Source organism: Rhizobium sp. BT-226, assembly GCF_025847085.2.
Lineage (GTDB): Bacteria > Pseudomonadota > Alphaproteobacteria > Rhizobiales > Rhizobiaceae > Rhizobium > Rhizobium sophorae.
Genome location: NZ_JAOYTI010000005.1, coordinates 36,534 through 61,796, shown reverse-complemented (window position 1 = coordinate 61,796; position 25,263 = coordinate 36,534). Strand labels below are relative to the sequence as shown.

Genomic DNA, 25,263 nt, shown 5'->3' with positions numbered 1-25,263 from the left:
CCGGTTTAAGAGTTAGGTGGAAGCGCGCCTAGGCGCGCTCTTCCCAGACCTTCGCCAGTTCTACGATCGTCTTGACGGCCTTTTCCATATCCTGGCGGCTCACCCATTCGAGCGGCGAGTGGAAGGCATGGCCGCCTGCGAAGATGTTCGGGCACGGCAATCCCATGAAGGAAAGGCGCGAGCCATCCGTGCCGCCGCGGATGCTGCCGCGCACCGGCGTCATGCCGGCCCGGCGCACAGCCTCGATGGCGTTCTCGACGATCTCGGGGTGACGATCGAGCACCACCTTCATGTTGCGATACTGCTCCTTCACCTGAAAATGATAGGTCGAGCCGGGATAGGCAGCCATCACGTCCTTGACGATGGCTTCGAGCATCGTTTCCTTTTCCGTCAGCCCCTTGTCGGTGAAGTCACGGATGATGAAGCTCAGCGACGCCTTCTCCATCGAGCCGGTGACGCCGATCGGATGGATGAAGCCCTGCCGGCCTTCCGTGGTCTCGGGAGCAATATCCCTCGGCAGCCGGTCGATGATGGCGCCGGCGATCTTGATGGCGTTTTCCATGCGGTCCTTGGCGAAACCGGGATGGATCGCCACGCCTGAAATGCTGATCTCGACGCCGTCGGCCGAAAAGGTCTCGTCCTCGATATGGCCGGCCGTCTCGCCGTCCATCGTATAGGCGAAGTCGGCACCGAGTTTCTTCAGGTCGACGTTGTTGACGCCGCGCCCGACTTCCTCGTCGGGGGTGAACAGGATCTTGATCGTCCCGTGCCTGATATCAGGATTGTCGACGAGCATCGCAGCCGCGGTCATGATTTCAGCCAGTCCGGCCTTGTCGTCGGCGCCAAGCAATGTCGTTCCGTCGGTCGTGACGATATCGTTGCCGATCTGGTTCTGCAGTTCGGGATGGTCGCTGACGCGGATCACCCGGCCCGTGTCGCCGGCAAGCTTGATATCCCCGCCGGCATAGTTCCTGACGATCTGCGGCTTGACATCGGTGCCGCTGAAATCGGGTGCCGTATCCATGTGCGAGCAGAAACAGATGACCGGCACCGTCTTGTCGCTATTGGCCGGAATGGTGGCGTAGACATAGCCGTGTTCATCGAGATGCGCGTCCGCCAGACCGATCTTCAGCAGTTCATCGACCAGAACCCGGCCGAGATCCTTCTGCTTGCCGGTGGTCGGCTGCGTCGACGAGGCAGGGTCGGATTGCGTGTCGATAACGACATATCGGAGAAAGCGGTCGAGAACAGTGTCGGTCATAGCATCCAGTCCAGCAAGAGCACACGGACGATATAGCCCTCATGGGCGACGGGGCAAAAGATTTTTCCGCTCGCAGTGCGGGAGGAATGACCGTTCAATCCGTTTCATGCGCTCCTGTCGGATGCCGGAATCGATACCACATGCGAAACCAGCCTGCCGTCACTGACCTCATGCACGAGAAAGGATGGACCGTCGATCACCGGAAGATCGGCCCGGCTTTCCAGCAGAAGCGGATTGGGCGGGCAGAGGGAGCCGCAGGTCTGGACGGGGATCGTCCCCAGCCGACCAAATGCGGGTCGGTGAACATGGCCGCAGAGAATCGCCAGCGGCAGGCAGTGCGTCGTCTCCAAGGTGCTGAGAAGCGCATTGCCGTTCCTGCATCCAACCTGGTCCAGCGCCTCGATGCCGATTCTGAATGGCGGCTGATGCATGAACAGGAGGGCGGGAGTCGTCACATCCGCAAGCGCGCTCACCAGCCATGGCAGATGCGGCAGGACATCGCCGTAGCTCCGACCGGGGACGGTCACATCGACACCGAACAGGGTCAGGCCATCGACGGCTGTGCGGAAATGCATCGGTCCCGTCGCATTGATCCACGTGCCGACGGAGGCAAGCTCGGAGCGCATCAATTGCAGATCATCACCGTTGCCCGGCAACAGATGAACAGGGCAGTCCAGCGACCGCAGGCTTTCGGCGACCAGGCAATAGCCGTGCCGCCATCCGTCGTCCACCAGATCTCCGGTGACAACAAGCACATCCGGGTGGAACGTTCCCAGCCAGCCTATCGCTCGCTCCAGCGTCCGGAGCGACGAAAGGTCCGGCCTCGCATGGATATCGGATATCTGCGCAACGAGCATGTTCTGCCTCCCCGCCCCTGCCGGAGACACTATGCCAAATTCGGCAGCAACGGGCCACCGGCCCAGCGGCTCAGTCGACGCGTTTTCCTTCGCCGTCGAACACGTGCAGATACTGGGGCGGGAAGGCCACATTGACCTTGGGACCTGCCTTCAGCGCTTCGCGGTTCAGTGTGAAGATCTTGAACGGCAGGCCATGCAGGGCAAGGTGGAGGATGATGCCGAAGCCTGTGGGCTCGACGAGTTCCACATCGGTGGCGAGCCCCGCCCCGCCATCGCTCATCAGCACATGCTCCGGACGGATGCCCAGCGTCACCTTCGCACCGTCGACAAGCGGCAAAGGCTTTGCAAGCGGCACGATCGTGCCGTCCTTCAGCTTCACGTCGCCTGCATCATAGGTGGCCTCGAGGAAGTTCATCCCCGGCGAGCCGATGAAGCCGGCAACGAAGAGATTGGCGGGGCGGTCGTAGAGCTCCAGGGGACTGCCGACTTGCTGGACCACCCCGCCATGCATGGCGACGATCCGGTCCGCCAGCGTCATTGCCTCGATCTGGTCGTGGGTCACGTAGATCGAGGTCGCCTTCAGGTCGCCATGCAGTTTCTTGATTTCGGCGCGCATCTGTTCGCGCAGGCGCGCATCGAGGTTCGACAGCGGTTCGTCGAACAGGAAGGCCTTCGGCTGGCGCACGATGGCGCGGCCCATGGCAACGCGCTGACGCTGGCCGCCGGAAAGCGCCTTCGGCCTTCGTTCGAGCAGCGGATCGAGGCCGAGCTTGGTGGCCGCCGCGGCTACCGCGCTGGTGATTTTCTCCTTCGCCACCTTCCGCAGCCTGAGGCTGTAGCTCATATTGCCGGCGACATTCATATGCGGATAGAGCGCATAGGACTGGAACACCATGGCGATGTCGCGGTCCTTGGGATGCAGCTCGTTGACCCTATTGCCGGCGATGCGGATCTCGCCTGATGTGACCTCCTCCAGCCCGGCGATCATCCGCAGCAGTGTGGACTTGCCGCAGCCGGACGGGCCGACAAGCACGACGAATTCGCCGTCCTGGATTTCGAGGTCGACGCCGTGCAGCACCTGCACATGGCCATAGGCTTTGCGGATATTGCGGATATCGATCGATGCCATTTGTTTAACCCTTGACCGCGCCGGCCGTCAGGCCCTGGACGAGATAGCGCTGGATGAGCAGGAAGAAGAGGCCGGCCGGAATGAGCGCCATGACGCCCGCCGCCATCATCTGCCCGAAATCCACCGAGAATTTCGAAACGAAGGTGAGAAGGCCGACCGGGAAGGTCGCCGCGTCGTTGCCGTTGATCAGCATCAGCGCGAAGAGCAGTTCGCTCCAGGCGGCGGTGAAAACGAAACCGAGTGTGGCGGCGATGCCCGGCAGCGTCAGCGGCAGGATGATCTGGCGAAACGCCATGAACTGCGTCGCCCCGTCAATCTTCGCCGCCTCTTCGAGATCCCTCGGGATGCCGTCGAAGAAGGACTGCATCAGGAAGGTGGCGAAAGGCACGTTGAAGGCGGTGTAAACGATGACGAGCCCGGTCAGGCTGTTGGTCAGATGCAGAGGCGACAGGATCTTGAAGATCGGCGCTACCAGCATCACCAGCGGGAACATCTGGGTCAGCAGCATCAGGGCGACGATCCAGTATTTTGCCCGGAAATTGAAGCGCGACAGCGCGTAGCCGGACAGCGAGGCGCAGATCGTCACGGTGACGGCCGTCGAGGCCGAGACGATCAGGCTGTTCTTGAAGAAGGTCGGAAAGGCGCTGTGCCGCAGCACGAAAGCATAGTGATCCCATGTCGTGCGCGACGGCCACATGCGCACGCCCTCGCTATAGAGCAGATCGTTCGGCGTCACCGACACCTTGAGCAGCCAGAACAGCGGAAAGAGCGCGAAGGCGATGTAGCAGAGGATCGCCAGACGGTGTGCGACGGTGGGAATGACGGATCGTCTCATGATCTCAATCCTTGTTCAGCAGCGTCTGCCGGAGCAGGATGATCAGCATCGAATAGGCAAGCAGCAGCACGAGCAGCACCAGCGCGATCGCCGAGGCATAACCGAAATCGAGTCGCCGGAAGGCCGTCGTGAAGATGTAGCTGGCGACGATCTGCGTCCGGTCCGCCGGCCCGCCATTGGTCATGACGACGATGAGATCGGCGAAGTTGGAAATCCAGACGGTGCGCAGCAGCACGGTGATGGCGATCGTCGGCGCCAGAAACGGCAGGGTTATCGAGCGGAAGCGCTGGAACCAGCCGGCGCCGTCGATCGACGCCGCTTCATAGAGATCGCGCGGGATCGCCTGCAGCGCCGCAAGCAGCGTGATGGCGAAGAAGGGAATGCCCCACCAGACATTGGCGACGATCGGCCCCCACATCGCATAGTTGGGATCGGAGAGGATATTGCCCGGCTCATGCATCAGCCCGAGGCCGAAAAGCCAGTGCGGGATCGGCCCGATGACGGGATTGAACAGCCAGGCCCAGTTGAGGCCGGCTAGGAAAGACGGCACGGCCCAGGGCAGGAAGACCAGCGCCTGCGCGATTGCCCTGCCCTTAAAGGGCTTGTCGAGCAGCAGCGCCAGGATAAGCCCGAAGACGAACTGCAGGACGACGGAGGCGCCGGTCCACCACAGCGTGTTCCTCAGCGCCCCGTAGAAGGCGGCATCGCCGGCAAGCTCGCGGAAATGATCGAGCCCGACGAAGCCGCCGGAAAATGGATTGAGCAGCTGGATATCGCGGAAGGCGTAGGAAATGCCGACGGTCAGCGGCACCAGCATCACCGCAATGATTAGGATCAGCGACGGTGCGCTGTAGAGATAGGGCTCCGAGGCATCGGCAACGCGACGCAGCCACGGCCTGCGGTCGCGACGCATGTCGAGCGTATCGGCGGAAATGGTCATCGGATTGCGGTTTCCATTATCTTACCCGGTTGGGAATTCATGGGTGGGTCATGCTTTTGAATGGGGAGGTCGGAGCCCCTCATCCGACCCTTCGGGCCACCTTCTCCCCGAGGGGAGAAGGGAACGGAGGCGCTGCTGCGAATCCCTTCTCCCCAGCGGGGAGAAGGTGCCGGCAGGCGGATGAGGGGGCCTCCAGCTCGACGCCCCCTTTTCCACTTACTTCTTGCTCAGGAACTTCTGCTGCGCCTTGGTCAGATAATCCGCCCACTGGTCTGCCAGATCCTTCGCCGAGATATCGCCGAGCAATGCCTGCTGCGAGGTCTTGATCGCCAGCGAATCCTTGAAGAAGGCGAAATCCTCGAGGTAGGTCGGCATGACTGTTGGTACCGTGTTCGGGTCCGCCAGTTCCTCGAACCAGCCCTTGAACTGGTCACCGGCATAGAAGGGATCCTTCTCGGCCGCCGTATAGGCCGGCAGGGCGCCGATCCGCTTGTTCCACTCAAGATTACCTTCCGGCCCTTCGAGGGTGGCGATCAGCTTCCAGGAAAGATCCTTGTTGCCGCTGGTCGTGAACATCGACCAGCCGCCGTAACCGATCGTCGGGAAGGACTTGCCGTCGGGGCCTTTCGGCAGCGGCGCGACACCGAAATCCTCCTTCTTCATGCGCTCGGCGATGGCGATCAGCGCGTCCGGATCCTGGTCGAGGAATGCGCAGGTGCCGGAATAGAAGCCGGCGACGACTTCGTTGAAGCCCCAGTTGACGCTGTCCTTCGGCGCATAGCCCTTCTTATAGAGATCAACCATCCATTCGATGCCCTTGGCCCAGCCGGGGCTGTTCATCGTCGAGGTGCCGTCCTCGTTGAAGTACTTGTTCGAACCGGCCATCGTGGCGGCGAAGATCATCCAGCCGTTGAGACCGCCTGGTCCGCCGCGCATGCAGTAGCCGTATTTGCCCGGCAGTTTGGAGACCTTTTCGGACGCGTCGGTGAACTCCTCCAGCGTCTTCGGCGGCGCGGTCACACCGGCTTCGGCAAGCAGCTTCTTGTTGTAGAACATCGCCCTGAGATAGAAGCCGTAGGGCAGCATATAGGCGGTGTTCTTGACGTCGCGGCCGAGCTCGAGGGCGCGCGGCGTCAGCTCCTTGGTGTGCTCCCACTTTTCCAGGTAGGGCTCCAGGCTCTCGAGCATGCCGTTATTGGCATAGAGCGACAGCCAGGTATCGGGCATTTCCATCACATCGGGCACGTCGCCGGCCGACACCATGGTCGCGAATTTCTGGAAGGCTTCGTTCCAGGGCAGCGAGATGATGTCGACCTTGGTGCCGGGGTTGGCGGCCTCGAACTTGCCGACGATCGATTTCAGCGTTTCGGTGCGCTCCGGGCTGGTGATGACTTCGACAAGCTTGAGCGTCGTATCGGCAAGAGCCGTACCGGCCATCATCGAAGCGAAGAGCGTTGAGATTATTAGCTTTTTCATGGCTCAGTTCCCCCTTATTAGGTTTCTCTCGGGTTTCAGGATTGTGAGGCGGCGAGCGCCTCCTCAATGTCCCTCCACAAAGCCTCGGTTCCTTCGAGGCCGACATGGAGGCGTACGGATCGCGCGTGGATTCCGAAGCTTTGCGCGGAATTCGGCTGTGCCTTCTGCTGAAGCACCACCTCGCCCGGTACGATCAGGCTTTCATGCCCACCCCAGCTTACACCCAGTTTGAAGAGATTGAGGTGGTCGGCGAAGGCGCGGATATCGATGCCTTCCCGGAAGATGAAGGAAAACAGGCCCGACGTGCCGTTGAGCCCGACGGGCAGGCGGTTGGCGAGCCCCGGATGGCAGACCGTCTCCACCACCTCGAGCTTCTGCAGGCGCCTGGCGATTTCGAGGCCGGATGCCTCATGGGCTCTCATGCGCAGCGGCAGCGTGCGCAACCCGCGGATCAGGAGCCAGGCGTCGAACGGCGAAAGCTTGCCGCCGAGATAAGGATAGGCCTCGGCCTTGACGCGCGCGATCATTTCCTTCGAGCCGGCGATGACGCCTGCCACCACATCGCTGTGGCCGCCGAGATATTTCGAGGCGGAGTGGATGACGAGATCGACGCCGAGCGTCAGCGGCCGCTGGAAGAACGGGCTCGCCCAGCTATTGTCGATCATCGAAACGGCGCCGTGATGCCTGGCAAGTGCGGCGAGCGCGCCGACATCATGAGCTTCCATCACCCAGCTCGTCGGGCTTTCCAGGTAGAGTACCCTGGCGCCGGGCAGCGCCTTGGCGACCGCCTCCTCGTCGCGCCCGTCGACATAGGTCACCTCGATCTTCATCCGCTTCAGGATGGTGCCGAACAGGCGGAAGGCATCGGGATAGACATGTTTGACAGCGACGATGCGGTCGCCCGGCTCGACGAAGCTCAGCACCGCCGACGAGATTGCCGCCATGCCGCTGGCAAAACCCAGCGCATCCTCCGCACCTTCGAGCTTGGCCAGCATTTCCTCGAAGGCGCGCACCGTCGGGTTCAGGCCGCGCGTGTAGATCGGCCGGACCTTCTCGCCGCGATAGGAAGCGATCATGTCGTCATAATCGGAAAAGGTGAAAAGCGAGGTCTGGAAAATCGGCGGCACGACGGCGTCGGCGAAGTTGCCTTCGTCATGCGCGGCGATGAGGGAAGCAAGATCGAACGGTTCAGAGCCGTTACTCATTTGGACATTTCCTTGATGTCTTCCTCGACGATATCGAGAATTTTCAATGTTTCGGCGCGCGCCGCCTCGGGATCCCCGGCAGCGATCGCGTCGAAAAGGGTGCGGTGAAAGGGAAAGGACCGGCGCGCGAAATCCTGCCGGTCGAACGGATGCTCCCAGAAGCGCTCGAAAGTCTCGCGCATCTGCTCGAGAAGCTGGCGAAACAGCGGATTATGGGTGGCGTCGTAGACGGCGAGGTGGAAGGCCAGATCCTCCGGCCCGGACGTGCCTTTCTCCAAGTGCACACGCTCCATCGCGTTCAGCTTTTCCTCGATGACGACGAGATCCGTGCTTGTGCGTCGCCGCGCCGCAACCATGCCCGCCTCGCATTCGATGCCGCGGCGAACCTCCAGCGTCTGCAGCAGCGCATCGCGCAGATGCACCGTGTCGAACGACAGCGGCATATGGATCGTCGCCCTGGAAACCGGTTTCAGCAGATAGGTGCCGCTGCCCTTGCGCGTCTCGATGACGCCGAGCGCCTGGAAGTGACGAATCGCCTCGCGAATGGTCGAACGGCCGACGGCAAGGGCTGCCATCAGCTCGCGCTCGGCCGGCAAACGGTCGCCCGCCTTCAACCTGGCTTCTTCGACATAATCCGCCAGCGCATCGGTCACCTGACGCGCGCGGTCCATGACGGGAAGCGGCCGGATCACCGGCCTGTCACTGCTATTTGCCTTCATGGTTCCCCATTTTCTTATCAGGCAGCCGACCTCTCGAATTGGTCTGACATCTTAGCATTTCGCATAGGGCGGAAAACGTCAAGTCGGCAACGTCCATTTTTGGTCCCGCTCCTCCACGACGTCCCTTAGGCCCCTCCGAATGGCCTCTCTTTCCTTGTGCCGGTGCTACATTTACAGAGGTCAAGCAGCCATTCGGCCACGACCTTGCCATGGCGATCGATGTGTCGCTTTGCGTTGCGAGGGGAGGTCGCGGAGCCGGCATTCCCATCGGCATGCCTGCTAGCGGATACGTCCGATCCGCGACAGCAAAATGGCCGGCAGGATGCCGATCAGCACGATGGCGAGTGCTGCAATCGAGGCTTCCTCGTAAGTGCCTCTGGCAGCCTCTCCATAAAGATGAGTTGCGAAAGTCTCGACATTGAGTGGCCGAAGGAGGAGTGTCGCCGGCAGCTCCTTTACACAATCGACGAAGACCAGTAGCGCGGCAGCTGAGATTGCCGCCTTTGAAAGCGGCAAATGCACGTAGCGCAGGGTGCCTGCGGTGGACTGCCCCAGCGAACGTGACGCATGATCAAGCGACAGGGAAATGCGCGATAGACCGGCTTCCATGCTGCCGGCGGAGATCGCCAGAAACCGCACGATGAGCGCATATATGACGGCAGCACCCGATCCCATCAGGAGCAGACCAGTGGACACATCAAACAAGGAAAGCGCGGTGCGGTCGATAAACTGGTCGAGCCCGCCAAGGATGATCAGCACGCCGATGGCGACCACGGTGCCGGGAGCCGCATAGCCAATCGTGGAACAGCGCAGGAGCCAGGAGGACGGCTGGCCCGGCCGCAGGCGGGTCGCGTAGACGGCGAGAAGGCCAAGGATGACGGTCGTGATTGTCGCCAGGGTGGCGATAGCGATCGTATTCACGGCCTCATCGATGATCCGTGGGGATATGCCGGCGAACCGATAGCGTTTTGCCGCTTCGATCAGCAGATAGAGCGCGGGCGCGGCGAAGCCTAGGATGACAGGCAGAAGACCGCCGAGAAACAGCAGTACGCCTTTTCCCAAGGATACCCGCCGCGGTTGGAAACTTCGCATCCGGCGCACATCGATCGAGTAGCCCTGCTTGCGTCGCGCCCATCGCTCAACCGCAACAATTGCGACGACGATGAGAAGAAGGGCAAGGGCGATCTGCGACGCTCCCGATAAATCGGAGCGGGTGATCCAGGTCGTGTAGATGGAAACGGTGATCGTCCGGACACCGAGGAATTCGGCGGCGCCTATATCGTTCAACGTTTCCATCAGGGCAAGGCTGATACCCACGGCAACTGCGGGGCGCGCGAGCGGCAGAGCGACCCGCCAGAAGACCGCGCGGCGAGATATGCCGAGCGTGCGTGCCGCGTCGACGAGATTGCCGGATTGCGTGAGGAACATCGCGCGCGTGGGGATGTAGACATAGGGGTAGAGCACGATTCCGAGAAGCAGGATGCAGCCAGTCATGGAACGGACGTCCGGAAGGCGAAACTGGCGCGGGGTCTCGTAGCCTAGCAACCAGCGCACGGCATCCTGCACCGGACCGATCGGATGCATTATATCCAGATAGGCATAGGCGACGATGTAGGTCGGAACGGCAAGCGGCAGAAGCAGCATCCACTCCAGAGCATGCCTGCCGGGAAAATCATAGGCGGTCACCAGCCATGCCGTCGTCGTGCCAACCACAGCAGTGATGACGCCGACCCCCGCAAGGAGAATGACGGTGTCGAGAAGCGCGACGGGAAGGATGGTCGAGAAAAGATGTCCCCAAAGACCCGCCGAACCCTTCGAGGCTTCGATGAGTAATCCCCCGATCGGCAACATGGCTATGAGGGCGATAGTGGCGGCAATCGTCAGCCATGCGCTGCCAGGGCGCTTTGCAGAACGGGCGGGCACCGAGCTCGGAAACATCCCTTGGTCCGTTTTCGGGGGAAGGCGCCTGTCAGCGGCGCCTTCCCTGTCCTTAGTTGTCGAAGCCGACCTTGTCTACGAGTTCACTCGCCTGCTTGCGATGGCTGACGATCTCGGACAAGGGCTTGCTGTCGATTTTTAGTTCGCCAAAGGATGCGATGATCGGATCGGCCGCGACGCCTGCCTTCACGGGATATTCGTAATTGGCCTCAGCATAGATCTTCTGTGCTTCGTCAGAGACGAGATATTCGAGAAGTTTGACGGCTTCAGCCTTGTTCGGTGAATGCTTGGCGATTGCCGCGCCGCTGATATTCACCTGCGTCCCGCCGTTCTTGAAGGTCGGCAGGATGACCTTGATGGCGTCGCCCCACTTGACCTGCTCTTCACCACCCTTGCCGGACCGCATCAGGCCGACATAATAGGAGTTGGCGATACCGATATCGCAAATGCCGCCGAGGATATCCTTGGCCGAATCGCGATCGCCGCCGGCTGCCTTACGGGCGAGATTGGCCTTGACACTTGTCAGCCATTTCTCGGTTTCTTCCGCGCCGTAATGAGCGATGTAGTCGGCAAACAGTGCCGTATTATAAGGGTGTTGACCCGAGCGTATGCAGACCTTGCCCTTCCACTTGGGATCGGCAAGCTCCTCGTAGTTGAATGTGCTAATGTCAATGTCCTTGGCCGCGTAGAGCACGCGCGCGCGCATCGAAAGTGCAAACCAGTTGCCCTTGGGATCACGCAGCTGTTCCGGGATTGCCGAATTCAGAACAGGCGATTCGACTGGTTGCGTTACGCCTTTGTCGACCAGATCGACAAGGTTGCCGGCATCGACGGCCATCAGGATGTCAGCCGGGGAGCTGGCGCCCTCGGAGGCGACACGCTCTGCCAGGCCATCCTTCAGGAAAATCGTATTGATCTTCGTCCCGGTCGATTTGGTGAACGCCTCCAGAAGAGGTGCGATCAGAGCCGGCTCTCTCGTTGTGTAAAGGTTGATTTCTGCGGCCGCAGCGATGCAAGACGACATCAGCGCCGAAGCAGCAAGCAGCATGGATGCGAGGATAGAGCGCGAATTCATTATGTCCCTCCGAATGAATGCGCATCCCTTGAGCAGTTCATGACCCTGAAAGTCAAGTTTTCCCTGGAGCTTGATGCCGAATATCACGGAAACTTGATGAGGAGGTCAGCAGCATGGGCCAGCGCAGGTCAGCTGTCAAAAAGCCAAGAGCCGCTCGGGGAGGATCGATATCTGAATATTCTCTGCGTCGACCGGGAGCCGCTCCAAAGCTCTCGCCTTAAGCGGCACATCGAGGCCATCAACCTTCAACGTTATCTGCTCGAATTCGCCATGCAAAACACGGTCCTCGATACGAGCGGCAATTCCCGAGCCGGGGGACAGCGAAATCGCATGCGGGCGGATATAAACGGTCACGGAGCTTGCGGGCGGACGATCAAGCGCATAGGCGAAGTTACCGATCGCGGTCTCGATCCATCCGCCACGGTAAACGCCGGGAACTTTACTGGACGCGCAAAAGAACTCTGCCGCGTAAGGATTCGTTGGACGGTCGTGCAGATCATAGGCGGAACCGGACTGGACGATTTCACCTGCCCGCATCAGAACCACCTGATCACCGACGGAAAGTGCTTCCTGGGGATCATGCGTCACGATGATCACGGTCGTGCCGAGTGCCCTCAAGAGGCTCAAGGTGTCGCTGCGTACCTTTCCACGCAGGCCCTGATCCAGATTGGAAAAAGGTTCGTCCATCAGGACGATACTCGGCCGAGGCGCCAGAGCCCGGGCTAGTGCAACACGCTGCTGTTCACCGCCCGAAAGGGTGTGCGGATAGCGATGCGTTAGATGTTCGATTCCGACCTTGCTGATCATCTCCTCTGCTCGCGCGGTTGCTTCGCCTTTCGGATGTCGCTTGAGACCAAAGAGGATATTGGCTCGTACAGTCAGGTGCGGGAAGAGAGCATAGTCCTGAAAGACGAATCCGACGCCACGCGCCTCCGGTTCGACGAAAGTGGTCGAGCTGGCGACCTCGCGGCCTTCGAGGAGGATGCGGCCGGATTCCGGTATCTCGACACCGGCAATCATGCGCAGGAGCGTAGACTTGCCGCAACCGGAATGGCCCACGAGCGAAACCGCATCTCCGCGCCGAATATGAAGAGAAAGATCCTGCACGGCTGCAGTGATACCAAAGCGACGGGTAACATTTTCCAGCCGTACTGCGATTGCGTTCATTTCAGCTTCATGCTCGCCGGTGGCTTCCAGTGCAAGTCCTGAAACACCCCTAGAACATACCGAGGCAGGTCGGGACAAGCGCAATCTGTTCCGCAAGCACGGCAAGCTATTTGCCGTTTCAAAGTTGCGGCAAAAACTTCTCGCCGGCATCTTTCCACCTATCGCCACAGATGACCGTTCCGGAATACCGCGCCAATCGCAACGGCCGCGATCACCTTAAGTGCCGTCACGCCGGAGATTGCACCTTGTCTCGCTTTTCCGAGATACGCAGTGGAACCGGCTCTCTCTTCAATTGTTCCTCTCGATCAGCAGGGAGCTCTCAAATGACCTACGTCGCATCGCCAAGCTACGACCGTAACGACGCCAGCCGCGCTTCGAACCTCCGTCAGTGTCTCGATACCGCCAGACACCACCTCGATGAGACTTCGCACAACTCGGAAACCGAGAAAATCGAAACGCTCGTGGCTTCCGCCATCGAGGCGGGTTGGGAAGAGGATGAAGTGCGCGAGGCACTGAGCGCCGGCGACGAGCCGGGAGACAAGATACAGGAGCGCAAACCACCCGTCCCAACGATTGGGGTGGTCCCTTCGTCATCTTTCTGACCAGTGGCAGACGCTAACGCGGTCCGGGCAAGCGGCGCCATGTATCTCGCCGCCTAATCACCTGTGTGGATAGTTGGCCAATCGCTACCACTTTGGCGCCGAGTGGTGTTCCGTCGGGCGTGCTCAAGACGCTCGACGTCCGGCAGGACCAAAGCGCGCAGAAGCGGCCCGCGCGTTGGATCTCCTGGCTCATTGGAGGCCAGTTGGCAAGAAGACCCGTTCAAACCCTCCGGTGTGATCCTCTCTCCAGCAAACCATCTGACTGTGGCCTGACAATCATCGGTGCCGACCTAGTTAGTCACCGACGGCCGGGGATGGCGGCCGTCGGGCTTTTGAAAACTCGAAATCAACGACAAGAGGATCAGTTGATGAAAAGGACGTTCTTATATTATTGCGCTTTGTTATCCGCGCTGTCGGCGGTGACAGCTTCCATTGCCGGCGCCCCCGCACTCGCGGAAGAATTTGTTGCTTCGCAGAACAGGACGGTCGTCGAAACCAAGAAGGGCAGTCTCGTCGGCGCACTCGACGATGGCATCTACAGCTATCTTGGCGTCCCCTATGCTCGTGCCGACCGCTTCATGCCAGCCGAAGAGGTCGCGCCTTGGCAAGGCATCCGTCCCGCAGTCACCTATGGCGAGAACTGCTTCATCCCCCGAATGAAGGAGGTGGCCGGCGACGAACTCTTCAATCCGCACCGCTATCTGCCGATGAGCGAAGCCTGCCAGTTCCTGAACATTTGGACGCCTGCGATCAAAGACGGAAAGAAACGGCCTGTCATGGTTTGGATCCATGGGGGCGGCTTCACCAATGGCTCCGGCATCGAGCTGACCTCGTATGACGGCCACAATCTGAGCAAAGACGGCGATGTCGTCGTCGTCACCCTCAACCACCGGCTCAACGTGCTCGGCTTCCTCGATCTTTCCGCCTATGGCGAGAAGTACAAACGGTCGGGCAATGCCAGCGTCACCGATCTCGTCGCTGCGCTGAAATGGGTCCACGACAACGCCGAGGCCTTCGGCGGCGACCCCGGCAACGTGACGATTTTCGGCCAGTCCGGCGGTGGCTACAAGGTGCGCGCCCTGATGGGGACGCCGTCAGCGAAGGGCCTCTTCCAGAAGGCCATCGTCCAGAGCGGCTCGCGGACCGATTCCGTCATCGATCAAGCGTCTTCGCGCAAGGTGGCCGAACTGACGCTCGCCAATCTCGGTCTCAAGGCCAGCGACATCGACAAGCTTGCCGACGCAGACTATTACGATCTCCTTGCGGCGGCCGACAAGGCCGTCAAGGAGGCGACCGCCCAGGGCGCGAAGGACGCCCGCTATGCGCCCGTTCAGGACGGCGACTACATTCCAGCGAACCCTGTCGGGACACAGTGGGTCGACCAGGCCAAGGACATTCCGCTGATGGTCGGCAACACCCTCAACGAGTTCGAGACGGTGATCAATCACAAGGCGGGCGAGCTGCTTGCCGACAACAAGAACGGCTGGGACGATGCGAAGGCTCAGGCCAAGCTGAAGGAGCGCTTCGCCGACAAATCCGACGCGGTCGGCAAGGCATTCATGGCCGCCTACCCCGAGAAAAAGATCGCCGACGCCTATTTCCTCGACCTGCGCTTCCGGCCGGGCGCCATCCGTGATCTCGACCTGAAGGCGAAGCAGAACGGGGCTCCGGTCTACTCCTACATGTTCGCCTACGAGTCACCGGTCCTGGATGGGATTGCCATGGCCTGGCATTGTGCGGAACTGCCCTACGTGTTTGCGAACGCCGCCTTGGTCAAGACGTCGACCGGCGGGGGCAGCGACGCTCTTACGCTTTCCAAAAAGGTGAGCCAGGCCTGGGTCAACTTCGCGCGCAACGGCAAGCCGAGCGCCGAGGGCTTGCCCGAGTGGCCGGCCTACACAACCGACAAACCAGCGACCATGGTCCTCGACAAGCAACCCCGCGTGGCGGTCGATCTCGATCGCAAGCTGCTGCAGGCAGCAGGCGCCCTTTAACGCCAATTGGACATACGGCGCCGGCTGACATAGACCCGGCCGGCGCCGGCAGGGGCATTTGCTGGCCGTGCGTCAGCTATCGACATCCGTGGAGATCGTCACCTCCTTGAAGGCGTCGAGCTCAGCCAACCGCTGGACCAGCGCCTTGCGGATCGAGGCATAGCTGCCGGCGCCGAGCGCCAGCCGCTTCGGAGCCGAGTGCTGTTCGGCAGCCTCGATCATCGCCTGCGCCATCTTGACGGGGTCACCCTTGGCTTCGAACGTGCCGTCGGCGATGGCGCGGCGGATTTCGCCGGCCGGCGTCGCGTCATAGGCTTCCATCGGTTGCGGCGCGACCAGGCCGCGCCCAAAATCGGTCCGCGCCGGACCTGGCTCGGCAATGATGAACTCGATGCCGAAGGGAGCGACCTCCTGCGAAACGGCTTCGATGAAGCCTTCGATGCCCCATTTGGTCGCGTGGTAGAGGCTGAAATTCGGATAGGCGATCTGCCCGCCTTCCGAAGACACCTGCAGGATGCGGCCGCCGCCCTGCGCCCGCATATGCGGCAGCGCTGCCCGGATTACCTGGATCGAGCCGATCAGGTTGGTATCGATCTGATGGCGGATCTGTTCGTCGCTCACCTCCTCCGCAGCACCAAACAGGCCGTAGCCGGCATTGCTGACGACGACGTCGATCCGGCCCATCGCTGCAAAAGCGGCGTCGACGACTGCGCGCACCGCCCCATCATTGCTGACGTCAAGCGTCGCGATCCACAGGTTCTCGCCGTAAAGCGACACCAAATCGTCGAGCGCTTCCGGCCTGCGCACTGTCGCCGCGACGCGATCACCGCGCGCCAGCAGTTTTTCGGTCATGATGCGCCCGAAACCGGAGGAGGCTCCCGTTATCATCCATGTCTTTGCCATTGTCTTACCCTATCACGCCGCGGATTTGCGGCTGCTCTTGAAGGTAAAGATAGATGAGCCTATTCTTGCTTCCATCCGTCGAATGCTGCATGAGTTGGTGAATTTTAGCCATGAATTACAGGCCGACCCTTGCCGAACTGAGAGCCTTCTCTGCCATCGTCACCCATCGCAGCTTCCGCAAGGCCGCCGACGAGTTGGGTCTGTCGCCTTCGACGCTCAGCCATATGATGCGTTCGCTCGAAGCAAATATGGGCGTTCGGCTTCTCAACCGCACGACCCGCAGCGTCGCGGCGACGGAAGCCGGCGAGCGCCTTGTCACCCGTCTGACGCCGCTGTTCAGGGATTTCGATCTGGCGCTCGAGGAGGTCAACGAATTCCGCGGCCATCCCAGCGGCACATTGCGGATCAATACCAGCGAGATCGCCGCCCGGGTGCTGCTCGATGCTGCCGTCCCGACCTTTCTCACCCGCTATCCCGATATGTCGCTCGATCTCGTCACCGACAATCGGCTCGTTGATGTCGTTGCCGACGGTTTCGATGCCGGCATAAGGCTTCGCGAGGCGGTGCCGCTCGATATGATCGCGGTGGAGTTCGGCGGCGATACCCGTTTCGTCTCAGTCGCTTCGCTGGCCTATCTCGCAGCGCATCCGGCGCCGCAGACACCGGACGAATTAAAGACCCACGCCTGCATCCGCTTCCGGCTGCCAAGCGGCAAGCTCTTCCGCTGGGAGTTCGAAAAACACGGCCACGAGCTTGCCGTCGACGTTCCGGGCGTGCTGACGCTCGACCATGTCGAGCTGATGGCGCAGGCAGCGGCAAAGGGGCTCGGCATCGCCTATGTCTCGGATCGCACTGCCAGGCCCTTTCTCGAAAGCGGCGCGCTCGTCACCGTGCTGGACGACTGGTGCCCCGCCATTCCGGGCCTCTGTCTCTATTATCCCGGCCACCGTCACGTGCCGCAGGGTTTGCGGGCTTTCATCACGGTGCTGACCGAGGTCGAACGTCACGGTCGATAGGCGGCCTTGGCCGAGTTCTGCCGATATCGGCCGCCTTCAGAATGTTTCGATCCGGGAGCTGATCCAGCGAACAAAGAGTGAGGCAGGCGGGGCGAGCCGCTCAAAGCTGCGCGCGACCAGCCAGTAGGCGCCGTGGGCAACGGCAAGGTCGGACAGGCGAAGCAACCGGCCCGCCCTGATCTCTTCCTCGGCAAAGATGTCGTCCATCAGGGCTATGCCTTGCCCGCGCAGGACCGCCTGCATGACCAGCCCGCCATCGGCATAGACCGGCCCCCGCGCGATTTCCGGCATGGCGATGCCTGCCGCCTCGAACCAGCGGAACCAGACGTCGCGGGTCTCCTCATGCAACAGCGTATGACGAAGCATGTCTTCGGGGCGGACGATCGCTTGCCCTGCATTGAGCAGCGCAGGCGCTGCGACCGGCACCATCCGGACATCGGCGAGATGTCCGCTCTCCGTCCTCGGCCAGGCGGTCACGCTGGCGCTATGGCGGATGGCGATCTCGGCCTGCCCGCCCCGGAACTCGATCAGGCGTGAATCGGCGTCGATCGTCACGTCGATCTCAGGATGCCGCTTCCGAAATTCCGGCAGGCGGGGAACGAGCCAGCACGCCGCGAAGGAAGGTTCCACGCTGATCGTCACCGCTGCCGTCGCCGGTCGGCTGCGGATTTCTTCCAGGCATTCGTCGATCCGGTCGAAGGATGACGTCAGGATCGCCAGCAACTTGCTGCCCGAGGCGGTCAGATGGACGCCGCGATGGCGGCGCTCGAAGAGCGCCTCGCCCAGCAACGTCTCCAGCTCGCGGATCTGCCGGCTGACCGCCGCCTGCGAGATGAACAGTTCCTGCGCCGCCAGCGTGAAGCTTTCGAGGCGGCCGGCGACCTCGAAACTCCGCAAAGCCGTCAATGGCAGGCGTCCGCGCTTCATCCATAACCTCAAGTCATTCGAGACCGACGATAAGCTCGTTTGAAGGCGCGAGGCAAGAGGCGACATATGATCGCAAAGGAGAGATATCGATGCGCAGGCGGATATTCGAGATCATATTGAACGTCATCCGGCTGGCGACGTTTCAGCCATGGCCAGGTGAAAGCGCGGGCCGAAGTGACAATGGCGACAGCACCGACTGTCGCCATGACATCAGCCCGGCACCGGTTCCAGATCGATCAGCGCCTTGATCGGCAGGTGGTCGGAGGCGATGCGCGCCAGCGGCGTATCATGCGCTTCCACCTCCGAGATGATCCCCTTGCGGTTGGCGATGATCCGGTCGAGCGCCAGAAGCGGCAGGCCGGCGGGAAAGCTCGGTACGGCGGGCGGCAGCGGTCCGAAGGCCGATTGGAAGGTGTTGAGCGAAGAACGGTCGCCGAGCCGCCATTCGTTGAGGTCGCCGAGCAGGATGGTCGGCATCTCGTGCCGGTTGTTGATCAGTTCGACCAGCGTGCGGGCCTGCTGGGCCCTGTTGTGGCGCAGCAGGCCGAAATGCGCGGCGATGATGCGCAGCACCCCGCCCTTCTCGAGTTCGATCTCGGCAACGAGCGCGCCGCGCGGCTCCAGCCCCGGCAGTTTGACCTGATGCACGTCATGCACCAGCCCCTTCTTGAAGAGCACGACATTGCCGTGCCAGCCATGCGCCTTCGCCATGCCGGCAACTGGCACCGGGATCAACCCCGTCTCTCGTTCCAGCCGGCCGAGATCGAGAATGCCGGTGCGCTCGCCGAAGCGTGTGTCGGCCTCCTGGAGCGCGATCACATCGGCGCCGATTTCATGGATCACCCGGCTGGTGCGCTCCGGATCGAAGCGGCGGTCCGTGCCGACGCATTTGTGCACATTGTAGGAGGCGATCAGCGTTCCCGCCCTGCGCGGCCTTGCCTCCGTATGGGCTGCGTCGAGCCGCTTTTTCCTGCTCCTGATCGAGGCGAGAATGCTGGCGGGAAGGTTGTCTTTTCTGCCGTGCATCGGAAGGCGCACTTGTTCCGTTGATCGAAAAGGCTACTCACTCCGCAGTATAGGCGGCCGAGCGGAACTTGCCATGTCCGATCACAAAAAATCCTTCAGAGATAGGGCGAACCCAGCCATAGCACCTTCTCGAGCAGCCGTACCGGGAAGGGTCGCGCGCGCAGGCTCTCGAGCGTCACCGGCGTTGCCGTTTTCAAGGTTTCCTCGATGTGCTCGTCGATCTCGGCGGCAAAGCCCTCGTTCAGCACTTCGAGATCGACCTCGAAATTCAGCCGCAGAGAACGGGGGTCGAGATTGGAGGAGCCGACATAGGCCCAGGTGCCGTCGATCGTCAGCAGCTTCGAATGACTGAAGCTGCCGGTGGAGCGCCAGATGCGGCAGTAGTTCTTGAGGATCTGATCGAATTGCGCCGTCATCGCCCGGTCGACCAGAACGAGGTTATTGACCGCGGGCACGACGATATCGACTTCGACGCCGCGCCGCGCCGCCGTCACCAGGGCGCTGATGAGTTCGCGGTCCGGCAGGAAATAGGGCGACATGATGCGGATCGATTGGCGCGCCACGGAAAAGGCGCCCATCAGCATTTTATGGTTGGTCTCGACGCTGCGGTCCGGGCCGGACGCGACGACGCGCATCAAGATGGGATCGCCGGGGCTGCGCTGCGGCGGTTCGATGCGCCAGGGCTCGTCGTTCAATAACTCCTGGGTGGAGAAGCGCCAGTCTTCGGCGGCGAGGTCGAAAAGGTCGGCCACGACAGGGCCGGTGACGCTGAAATGCGTGTCGTGGGCAAAGCTCTCGCCCGTCGCCTCCTCGCTGAAGCCCGCCCTGATGTTCATCCCGCCCGTCAGCGCAATTTTCCCGTCGACGATCAGGATCTTGCGGTGGGTGCGCAGATTGGCATAGGGCAGCCGCAAGCCCATGATGACATTGCCGTTGAAGACAGCGACCGTGACGCCACCTTCCTTTAGATGGCCAAGAATGCTCGGCACCGAATAGCGTGCACCGACCGCATCGATCAGCACCCGGACCTCCACACCACGCCTGACCGCCGCGATCAGCGCATCGGCGATGCGAAGGCCGACCGCATCGCGGTCGAAGATATAGGTTTCGAGCAGGATGCTGCGCGTCGCCTCGTCGATGGCGGTCTTCATCGCCGCATAGGCCTCGTCGCCGGTCTCCAGCATGTCGATCGTATTGCCTGATGTCAGCGGATTGCGCGTCACGCGGTCGCCCAGCGTCTGCAGCGCGGCAAAGCGGCGGCCGAACTGGCTGATCACCGTCTCGGCCTCGGCGTCGAAGGTCTCCAATTCGTCGAATTCGGCCGCAAGCAGCAGTGCGTCGCGCCGCACGCTCAACGATTTGCGACGGATGCGATTGATGCCGGCAATTGCATAGAGCACCGCGCCGATGATCGGAGACAGAATGATGACGCCGACCCAGCCGATCGCGGCACGCACCTCCTCCTTGGTCATGGCGGCATGGATCGCCGCGGCCGCCCCCATGGCGACAGAAACGACAAAGAGGATATGCGGCCAGTAGGTCGACAGGAGATAGAACATCGCTGGCGAATATAGCCGGGAAACGGAGGCGTTCAATCGCGCCGCCCTTCTCTCATGACGCGAAATTTTTCACCGTGGTCATTTTGCCGGCTCGGGGATCGATGGCGAAAAGCTCCGGAATGGGCCCGCACATTCCCGAACGGGAACAATGCCGGCACAGATCGATTGATCCCGGGGAGATGAGACCGCCAGCATGACCATAGCCGCAAACGTCGGTCCCGCCTTGGCGCGCGAAGTCGCGAACGCGACAAGCATTGGCGAACTCCGGCATCAGGCCGAAGGCTGCACCCGTTGTGATCTCTACAGGAATGCCACTCAAATCGTCTTCGGCGAAGGCCCTGTCAAAGCCGAGATCGTCCTTGTCGGCGAGCAGCCGGGCGATCAGGAGGATGTGAGCGGCAGACCTTTTGTCGGTCCCGCCGGCCGCCTGCTCGATCGCTGCCTGGAAGAAGCCGGTCTCGACCGCCAGCGCTGTTATGTCACCAATGCCGTCAAACACTTCAAGTTCACGCAGCGCGGCAAACGGCGGCTGCATGCAAAACCGAATGCCGGTGAGATCAGGTGTTGCGCCTGGTGGCTCGGTGCAGAGCTCAGCATCTTGCAGCCGAAGCTCGTCGTGACGCTCGGCGCAAGCGCGCTTTATGCGCTGCTCGGGCCGAAGGTGAAGCTGACGCCGGAGCGCGGCCACATCCTCTATCCGGCAAACCGTCCGCCTGTCCTGGTCACCATCCACCCCTCCTATCTCTTGCGCATTCGCGACGAGGCGGACCAGCGCCGGCAGCGCCGGGATTTCGTGTCAGATCTGCACAAGGCGGCGGCGTATCGGTCCCAGTGAAGGCCGATTCTCAACCCTAATATGCTGCGATGCGAAATATTTCCGGTTGCGGCGCGATTTCGCTTGAAAGAGTTCCGCTCCTCTGGAACCATCCGAAGAGTATCGCGTTCGAACGACGGCATCATGTGACTGGAGATCAGCGATGGCAGAAACTCGGGAAGAGTGGATCAAAAAACGTGCATATACCCTCTGGGAAGAAGAGGGTTATCCGACAGGGCGAGATTCCATCCATTGGGAACAGGCACGACACGAGCGCGACGCGCTTGAGGGCTCGGCTGCGTCTTCCGACGGCAAAGAGGTCAAGCCCAAGGCGAAGCGCACTGCGACGGGCGCCAAGACGAATGGCGTGGTCACGCCGGCGCCGAAGCGGACCGCGAGCCGCAAGACCGCGTCCTGAACACTAGAATACTGCGCATCTCGATTAAAAAGGGCGTCGTCTCGACGCCCTTGGTCCTTTGTTGTCATATGCCTGAATTGGTCGTGCGATATTGAATTGCAGGGGTGGGCTTCCATGCGGGGGTGAACAGAGGCCGGATGACACTGCAAGCTTTGAGGCTTCCAAAAAAAATTGAGCCTTGCCCCGGTAACGGGGAACAAGAGGATACGATGACTGTTTATGGCCGAACGGGAAAGTTGCCATGAACGACGGTCACACCGAAATCCTCCTTTTTACCGGCAAACGCGCTTCGACTGCGATCGTGTGAGAGATGGAGATGTCGCTCCTGCTCATCGCCGCCCTGCTCTACCTCGGTCTCGCGCTCGGGTTCATCCTTGTCGTCGACAATCTCGTCGGGCTGGTCTTCCGCGATCCGCGCGCGCCGGTGCAGCTGGTCTCCGTCTACATCGCCTTTGCCGCATCGCAGAAACTCTATCGAAAATAACAGTCCGCAGGCGCTCTCCGCAGACTGCTAAAGTGTTGAACGCCCGGCAGTTAAGGATATTTCGACCGCGCCCTTTCCCTCCTATCGCAAGCCTCTATGTTGACGGTTTGGAAGGGCTGAAGCCCGAGACGACCGATCACACCGGTGCGGCGGACGACAAGGAAGCGATTTTGAATGGGAAGCGTCGGGAACGGCTGGCCGAGAGGCGGCGGCGAAATCGGCGAATTGATACGGCATCCGGCTTTCCACGCCGTCGGCCTCGGTCCGGTCGAAAGCTGGCCCGCGTCTCTCAAGCATATCGCCGAAATGGTGTTGAATTCGCGCCAGGCCAAATTCGTTGCCTGGGGCCCGGATCTCGCTTTTCTCTATAATGACGCCTATGTGCCGATTTTCCCCGAACGGCATCCCGATGCCCTCGGACGACCCTTCCGTGAGGTTTGGGCGGACATCTGGGAACAATTCTCACCGATCATCGCCAGCACGCTGGAAGGCAGTGCGCAGCTCTTCAAAGAGCTGCTCATCCCGATGCGCCGCGACGGCCGCACCGAGGACACCTGGTTCACCTTCTCATACACCCCCCTGCGCGACGATGACGGCAGGGTCGCCGGCATCCTCTGTGCGGCCCTTGATGTCACCGACCAGGTGTCGGCCAAGCGCGGCGAACAGATCGCACTGGAAGAACTGCGTGCAAAATCGGAGGCGCTTGCGGTCGTCAACCGGGCGGGGGCCACGATCACCGTCGAGCCCAGTGTCGAACGCCTCACCCAGATTGTCGTCGATGCCGGCGTGACGCTGACCGGCGCGGAATTCGGCGCCTTCTTCTACAATGTCGATGATGGTGAGGGCGGCAGCTACATGCTCTATGCGCTCTCCGGTGTCGATCGGAGGAACTTCGAGAAATTCCCGATGCCGCGCAATACCAAGGTCTTCGCGCCGACCTTCAACGGCGAAGGTATCGTGCGCTCCGACGACATCCTGCTCGACCCGCGCTACGGGCAGAATGCGCCGCATGCAGGCATGCCGAAGGGGCATCTTCCGGTCAGGAGCTATCTTGCCGTACCGGTGAAATCCCGCGACGGCAGCGTCATCGGCGGCTTGTTCTTCGGTCACGGCCAGCCCGGCCGTTTTTCCCAAGCGGCCGAGGCGAGCCTCGTCAGCCTCGCCGGCCAATCGGCCGTCGCGATCGACAATATCCGGCTCTTCCGTGCCGCCAAAGTCGAAATCGACCAGCGCCGCGACATGGAAGATCAGTTGCGGAAACTCAATGAAATGCTCGAGGTCCGCGTCGCGGCCGAGATTGCCGAACGCCAGCAGGCCGAAGCAGCACTCCAGCAGTCGCAGAAGATGGAATCGATCGGCAAGCTTACCGGCGGCGTTGCCCATGACTTCAACAATCTGCTGCAGGTGATCTCAGGCAATCTGCAGCTTCTCGGCAAGGACGTGGCAGATAGCGGCCGGGGTAAGGAACGCATTTCCAACGCGCTTGCCGCCGTCGAACGCGGCTCGCGGCTGGCAAGCCAGTTGCTCGCCTTCGGCCGCCGCCAGCCGCTGGAACCGAAGGTCATCAACATCGGCCGTCTCGTCACCGGCATGGACGACATGCTGCGCCGCGCGCTCGGCGAGGAGATCGAAGTCGAGACCATGGTCTCCGGCGGCCTCTGGAACACCTTCGCCGATCCGATCCAGATCGAAAACGCACTGCTCAACCTGGCGATCAACTCCCGCGACGCGATGGATGGCGCCGGCAAGCTGACGATCGAGGTCGGCAACGCCTTCCTCGACGATTCCTACAGCCGCACCCATCCTGAAGTCACCGCCGGGCAATATGTCGTGCTCGCCGTGACCGATACCGGCGCCGGCATGACACAGGAGGTGATGGAGCAGGCCTTCGAGCCCTTCTTCTCGACGAAACCGGAAGGCAAGGGCACCGGTCTCGGCCTGTCGATGGTCTATGGCTTCGTCAAGCAATCCGGCGGCCACGTGAAGATCTACAGCGAGATCGGCGAAGGCACGACCGTCAAGCTCTACCTGACCCGCTCGTTCCGAAGCGAGGATCGCGTCACGGCCGCCGACAACGTGCCGGCCGCCGGGGGCACGGAAACCATTCTTGTCGCCGAGGACGACGAGGGCGTGCGCGCCACCGTTGTCGAGATGCTGTCGGATCTCGGCTACTACGTGTTGAAGGCCAAGGATGCGCAAAGCGCGCTCACCGTGATCGAAAGCGGCGCCCATATCGACCTGCTCTTTACCGATGTCGTCATGCCAGGGCCGTTGCGGAGCCCGGAGCTTGCGCGCATGGCGCGCGAGCGTCTGCCTGATATCGCCGTGCTCTATACATCGGGCTATACCGAAAATTCGATCGTCCATGGCGGCCGGCTCGATCCCGGCCTCGAACTGCTCTCCAAGCCCTATACGCGCGAGGAACTCGCCCGCAAAATCCGCCACGTGCTTGCCAACCGGACGCAACGCCGCCAAGGGGCGAGCGATGCCGCAGTGGCCCCTGCCAAACACCCCGAGATCGCCCGCGAAAAGCTGAAGCTGCTGCTTGTGGAAGACGACGCCTTCATCCGCATGGATACTGCCGAGATTCTGCAGGATCTTGGCTATGACGTCATCGAAGCTGATAGCGGCGAAAGGGGCGTGGAAATCCTCGGACACACCATCGTCGACATCATCGTCGCCGATGTCGGCCTGCCCGGCATGTCGGGTCAGGTCTTTGCCGCCAAGGCCCGCGAGGCCTTTCCGTCGGTCGGCCTGGTCTTTGCCACCGGCAATAGCAGCCTGCCGGATGCAAACCGTCTCCCCGGTTCGGTGCTGCTGTCGAAACCTTTCAGCAGCACGGCGCTCGACCAGGCGGTCAAGAACGCCGTCCGGCAGCGGCCTGGCGCCTAGGCATCTCTGTTTCTTTGCTGCAACCT

General features: G+C 61.5%; 22 protein-coding genes. 7 read left to right on the top strand and 15 right to left on the bottom strand.

Features of this window, described 5'->3' with window-relative positions:
* Positions 1-28: 28 nt before the first annotated feature.
* The 11 genes from pepT to OIU37_RS27285 all read right to left on the bottom strand — a co-directional run bounded on the left by pepT (position 29) and on the right by OIU37_RS27285 (position 12,602).
* On the bottom strand, positions 29-1,261 hold the full coding sequence (gene pepT / locus OIU37_RS27335) for a peptidase T (RefSeq protein WP_264259250.1): 1,233 nt from the start codon (positions 1,259-1,261) through the stop codon (positions 29-31).
* A 104-nt stretch (positions 1,262-1,365) separates the two neighbouring features.
* Positions 1,366-2,118 carry a metallophosphoesterase gene (locus OIU37_RS27330; protein ID WP_264259249.1) on the bottom strand — a complete coding sequence of 251 codons (753 nt, stop codon included), beginning with the start codon at positions 2,116-2,118 and terminating at the stop codon, positions 1,366-1,368.
* A gap of 70 nt (positions 2,119-2,188) precedes the next feature.
* The gene (locus OIU37_RS27325; RefSeq protein WP_264259248.1) at positions 2,189-3,247 is read right to left on the bottom strand and encodes an ABC transporter ATP-binding protein; all 1,059 of its coding nucleotides are present in this window, start codon (positions 3,245-3,247) and stop codon (positions 2,189-2,191) included.
* Between the two features lie 4 nt (positions 3,248-3,251).
* Positions 3,252-4,082 (bottom strand): carbohydrate ABC transporter permease, encoded by an 831-nt coding sequence (locus tag OIU37_RS27320; protein ID WP_264259247.1) that lies wholly within the window; start codon positions 4,080-4,082, stop codon positions 3,252-3,254.
* Positions 4,083-4,086: 4 nt separating this feature from the next.
* Positions 4,087-5,022 (bottom strand): carbohydrate ABC transporter permease, encoded by a 936-nt coding sequence (locus OIU37_RS27315; RefSeq protein ID WP_264259246.1) that lies wholly within the window; start codon positions 5,020-5,022, stop codon positions 4,087-4,089.
* A gap of 216 nt (positions 5,023-5,238) precedes the next feature.
* On the bottom strand, positions 5,239-6,498 hold the full coding sequence (locus OIU37_RS27310) for a sugar ABC transporter substrate-binding protein (RefSeq protein ID WP_264259245.1): 1,260 nt from the start codon (positions 6,496-6,498) through the stop codon (positions 5,239-5,241).
* Between the two features lie 35 nt (positions 6,499-6,533).
* Positions 6,534-7,703, bottom strand: coding sequence for a PLP-dependent transferase (locus OIU37_RS27305; RefSeq protein ID WP_264259244.1), 1,170 nt, complete (start codon positions 7,701-7,703; stop codon positions 6,534-6,536).
* The gene (locus OIU37_RS27300; protein ID WP_240605327.1) at positions 7,700-8,422 is read right to left on the bottom strand and encodes a FadR/GntR family transcriptional regulator; all 723 of its coding nucleotides are present in this window, start codon (positions 8,420-8,422) and stop codon (positions 7,700-7,702) included. The genes OIU37_RS27305 and OIU37_RS27300 overlap by 4 nt, the downstream gene beginning before the upstream one ends.
* A 279-nt stretch (positions 8,423-8,701) precedes the next feature.
* Entirely contained in the window at positions 8,702-10,360 is a 1,659-nt protein-coding gene (locus tag OIU37_RS27295; RefSeq protein ID WP_264259243.1) for an iron ABC transporter permease, read from the bottom strand.
* A gap of 52 nt (positions 10,361-10,412) precedes the next feature.
* Entirely contained in the window at positions 10,413-11,408 is a 996-nt protein-coding gene (locus OIU37_RS27290) for a Fe(3+) ABC transporter substrate-binding protein (RefSeq protein ID WP_372353394.1), read from the bottom strand.
* A gap of 162 nt (positions 11,409-11,570) precedes the next feature.
* Complete coding sequence (locus OIU37_RS27285) at positions 11,571-12,602, bottom strand: ABC transporter ATP-binding protein (RefSeq protein WP_171604777.1); 1,032 nt, start codon at positions 12,600-12,602, stop codon at positions 11,571-11,573.
* A 323-nt stretch (positions 12,603-12,925) separates the two neighbouring features.
* On the opposite strand from OIU37_RS27285, the gene OIU37_RS27280 reads away from it, so the two are divergent.
* Both OIU37_RS27280 and OIU37_RS27275 read left to right on the top strand, forming a co-directional pair.
* The gene (locus tag OIU37_RS27280) at positions 12,926-13,204 is read left to right on the top strand and encodes a hypothetical protein (RefSeq protein WP_180696968.1); all 279 of its coding nucleotides are present in this window, start codon (positions 12,926-12,928) and stop codon (positions 13,202-13,204) included.
* A gap of 368 nt (positions 13,205-13,572) precedes the next feature.
* Positions 13,573-15,198 carry a carboxylesterase/lipase family protein gene (locus OIU37_RS27275; protein WP_264259241.1) on the top strand — a complete coding sequence of 542 codons (1,626 nt, stop codon included), beginning with the start codon at positions 13,573-13,575 and terminating at the stop codon, positions 15,196-15,198.
* Between the two features lie 72 nt (positions 15,199-15,270).
* Here OIU37_RS27275 and OIU37_RS27270 read toward each other — a convergent pair whose 3' ends face one another.
* Positions 15,271-16,101, bottom strand: a complete 831-nt coding sequence (locus tag OIU37_RS27270) for an SDR family oxidoreductase (protein WP_180696967.1) — start codon at positions 16,099-16,101, stop codon at positions 15,271-15,273.
* A 110-nt stretch (positions 16,102-16,211) separates the two neighbouring features.
* Here OIU37_RS27270 and OIU37_RS27265 point away from each other — a divergent pair, with 110 nt between their 5' ends.
* The gene (locus OIU37_RS27265) at positions 16,212-17,117 is read left to right on the top strand and encodes a LysR family transcriptional regulator (RefSeq protein WP_180696966.1); all 906 of its coding nucleotides are present in this window, start codon (positions 16,212-16,214) and stop codon (positions 17,115-17,117) included.
* 36 nt (positions 17,118-17,153) lie between these two features.
* Here OIU37_RS27265 and OIU37_RS27260 read toward each other — a convergent pair whose 3' ends face one another.
* The 3 genes from OIU37_RS27260 to OIU37_RS27250 all read right to left on the bottom strand — a co-directional run bounded on the left by OIU37_RS27260 (position 17,154) and on the right by OIU37_RS27250 (position 20,629).
* Entirely contained in the window at positions 17,154-18,044 is an 891-nt protein-coding gene (locus OIU37_RS27260) for a LysR substrate-binding domain-containing protein (protein ID WP_180696965.1), read from the bottom strand.
* Positions 18,045-18,254: 210 nt separating this feature from the next.
* On the bottom strand, positions 18,255-19,070 hold the full coding sequence (locus tag OIU37_RS27255; protein ID WP_180696964.1) for an endonuclease/exonuclease/phosphatase family protein: 816 nt from the start codon (positions 19,068-19,070) through the stop codon (positions 18,255-18,257).
* A 95-nt stretch (positions 19,071-19,165) separates the two neighbouring features.
* A complete protein-coding gene (locus OIU37_RS27250; RefSeq protein WP_264259426.1) occupies positions 19,166-20,629 on the bottom strand; it encodes a phosphatidylserine/phosphatidylglycerophosphate/cardiolipin synthase family protein in 1,464 nt (487 codons plus the stop codon).
* A gap of 193 nt (positions 20,630-20,822) precedes the next feature.
* Here OIU37_RS27250 and OIU37_RS27245 point away from each other — a divergent pair, with 193 nt between their 5' ends.
* The 4 genes from OIU37_RS27245 to OIU37_RS27230 all read left to right on the top strand — a co-directional run bounded on the left by OIU37_RS27245 (position 20,823) and on the right by OIU37_RS27230 (position 25,237).
* Positions 20,823-21,464: a UdgX family uracil-DNA binding protein gene (locus tag OIU37_RS27245; protein ID WP_264259240.1), complete on the top strand. Its 642-nt coding sequence runs from the start codon at positions 20,823-20,825 to the stop codon at positions 21,462-21,464.
* Between the two features lie 142 nt (positions 21,465-21,606).
* On the top strand, positions 21,607-21,861 hold the full coding sequence (locus OIU37_RS27240) for a DUF2934 domain-containing protein (protein ID WP_171604767.1): 255 nt from the start codon (positions 21,607-21,609) through the stop codon (positions 21,859-21,861).
* 316 nt (positions 21,862-22,177) lie between these two features.
* Positions 22,178-22,345, top strand: coding sequence for a hypothetical protein (locus OIU37_RS27235; protein WP_264259239.1), 168 nt, complete (start codon positions 22,178-22,180; stop codon positions 22,343-22,345).
* A gap of 174 nt (positions 22,346-22,519) precedes the next feature.
* Positions 22,520-25,237: a response regulator gene (locus tag OIU37_RS27230; RefSeq protein WP_180696962.1), complete on the top strand. Its 2,718-nt coding sequence runs from the start codon at positions 22,520-22,522 to the stop codon at positions 25,235-25,237.
* Positions 25,238-25,263: the final 26 nt, after the last annotated feature.

What these genes read in the sequence shown, in the direction of transcription:
- OIU37_RS27305 (WP_264259244.1), bottom strand. Translation starts at nt 7,703, where the DNA reads ATGAGTAACGGCTCTGAACCGTTCGATCTTGCTTCCCTCATCGCCGCG.
- pepT (WP_264259250.1), bottom strand. Translation starts at nt 1,261, where the DNA reads ATGACCGACACTGTTCTCGACCGCTTTCTCCGATATGTCGTTATCGAC.
- OIU37_RS27290 (WP_372353394.1), bottom strand. Translation starts at nt 11,408, where the DNA reads ATGCTGCTTGCTGCTTCGGCGCTGATGTCGTCTTGCATCGCTGCGGCC.
- OIU37_RS27280 (WP_180696968.1), top strand. Translation starts at nt 12,926, where the DNA reads ATGACCTACGTCGCATCGCCAAGCTACGACCGTAACGACGCCAGCCGC.
- OIU37_RS27330 (WP_264259249.1), bottom strand. Translation starts at nt 2,118, where the DNA reads ATGCTCGTTGCGCAGATATCCGATATCCATGCGAGGCCGGACCTTTCG.
- OIU37_RS27295 (WP_264259243.1), bottom strand. Translation starts at nt 10,360, where the DNA reads ATGTTTCCGAGCTCGGTGCCCGCCCGTTCTGCAAAGCGCCCTGGCAGC.
- OIU37_RS27315 (WP_264259246.1), bottom strand. Translation starts at nt 5,022, where the DNA reads ATGACCATTTCCGCCGATACGCTCGACATGCGTCGCGACCGCAGGCCG.
- OIU37_RS27235 (WP_264259239.1), top strand. Translation starts at nt 22,178, where the DNA reads ATGTCGCTCCTGCTCATCGCCGCCCTGCTCTACCTCGGTCTCGCGCTC.
- OIU37_RS27265 (WP_180696966.1), top strand. Translation starts at nt 16,212, where the DNA reads ATGAATTACAGGCCGACCCTTGCCGAACTGAGAGCCTTCTCTGCCATC.
- OIU37_RS27270 (WP_180696967.1), bottom strand. Translation starts at nt 16,101, where the DNA reads ATGGCAAAGACATGGATGATAACGGGAGCCTCCTCCGGTTTCGGGCGC.
- OIU37_RS27285 (WP_171604777.1), bottom strand. Translation starts at nt 12,602, where the DNA reads ATGAACGCAATCGCAGTACGGCTGGAAAATGTTACCCGTCGCTTTGGT.
- OIU37_RS27275 (WP_264259241.1), top strand. Translation starts at nt 13,573, where the DNA reads ATGAAAAGGACGTTCTTATATTATTGCGCTTTGTTATCCGCGCTGTCG.
- OIU37_RS27325 (WP_264259248.1), bottom strand. Translation starts at nt 3,247, where the DNA reads ATGGCATCGATCGATATCCGCAATATCCGCAAAGCCTATGGCCATGTG.
- OIU37_RS27300 (WP_240605327.1), bottom strand. Translation starts at nt 8,422, where the DNA reads ATGAAGGCAAATAGCAGTGACAGGCCGGTGATCCGGCCGCTTCCCGTC.
- OIU37_RS27245 (WP_264259240.1), top strand. Translation starts at nt 20,823, where the DNA reads ATGACCATAGCCGCAAACGTCGGTCCCGCCTTGGCGCGCGAAGTCGCG.
- OIU37_RS27320 (WP_264259247.1), bottom strand. Translation starts at nt 4,082, where the DNA reads ATGAGACGATCCGTCATTCCCACCGTCGCACACCGTCTGGCGATCCTC.
- OIU37_RS27240 (WP_171604767.1), top strand. Translation starts at nt 21,607, where the DNA reads ATGGCAGAAACTCGGGAAGAGTGGATCAAAAAACGTGCATATACCCTC.
- OIU37_RS27310 (WP_264259245.1), bottom strand. Translation starts at nt 6,498, where the DNA reads ATGAAAAAGCTAATAATCTCAACGCTCTTCGCTTCGATGATGGCCGGT.
- OIU37_RS27255 (WP_180696964.1), bottom strand. Translation starts at nt 19,070, where the DNA reads ATGCACGGCAGAAAAGACAACCTTCCCGCCAGCATTCTCGCCTCGATC.
- OIU37_RS27260 (WP_180696965.1), bottom strand. Translation starts at nt 18,044, where the DNA reads ATGAAGCGCGGACGCCTGCCATTGACGGCTTTGCGGAGTTTCGAGGTC.
- OIU37_RS27250 (WP_264259426.1), bottom strand. Translation starts at nt 20,629, where the DNA reads ATGTTCTATCTCCTGTCGACCTACTGGCCGCATATCCTCTTTGTCGTT.
- OIU37_RS27230 (WP_180696962.1), top strand. Translation starts at nt 22,520, where the DNA reads ATGGGAAGCGTCGGGAACGGCTGGCCGAGAGGCGGCGGCGAAATCGGC.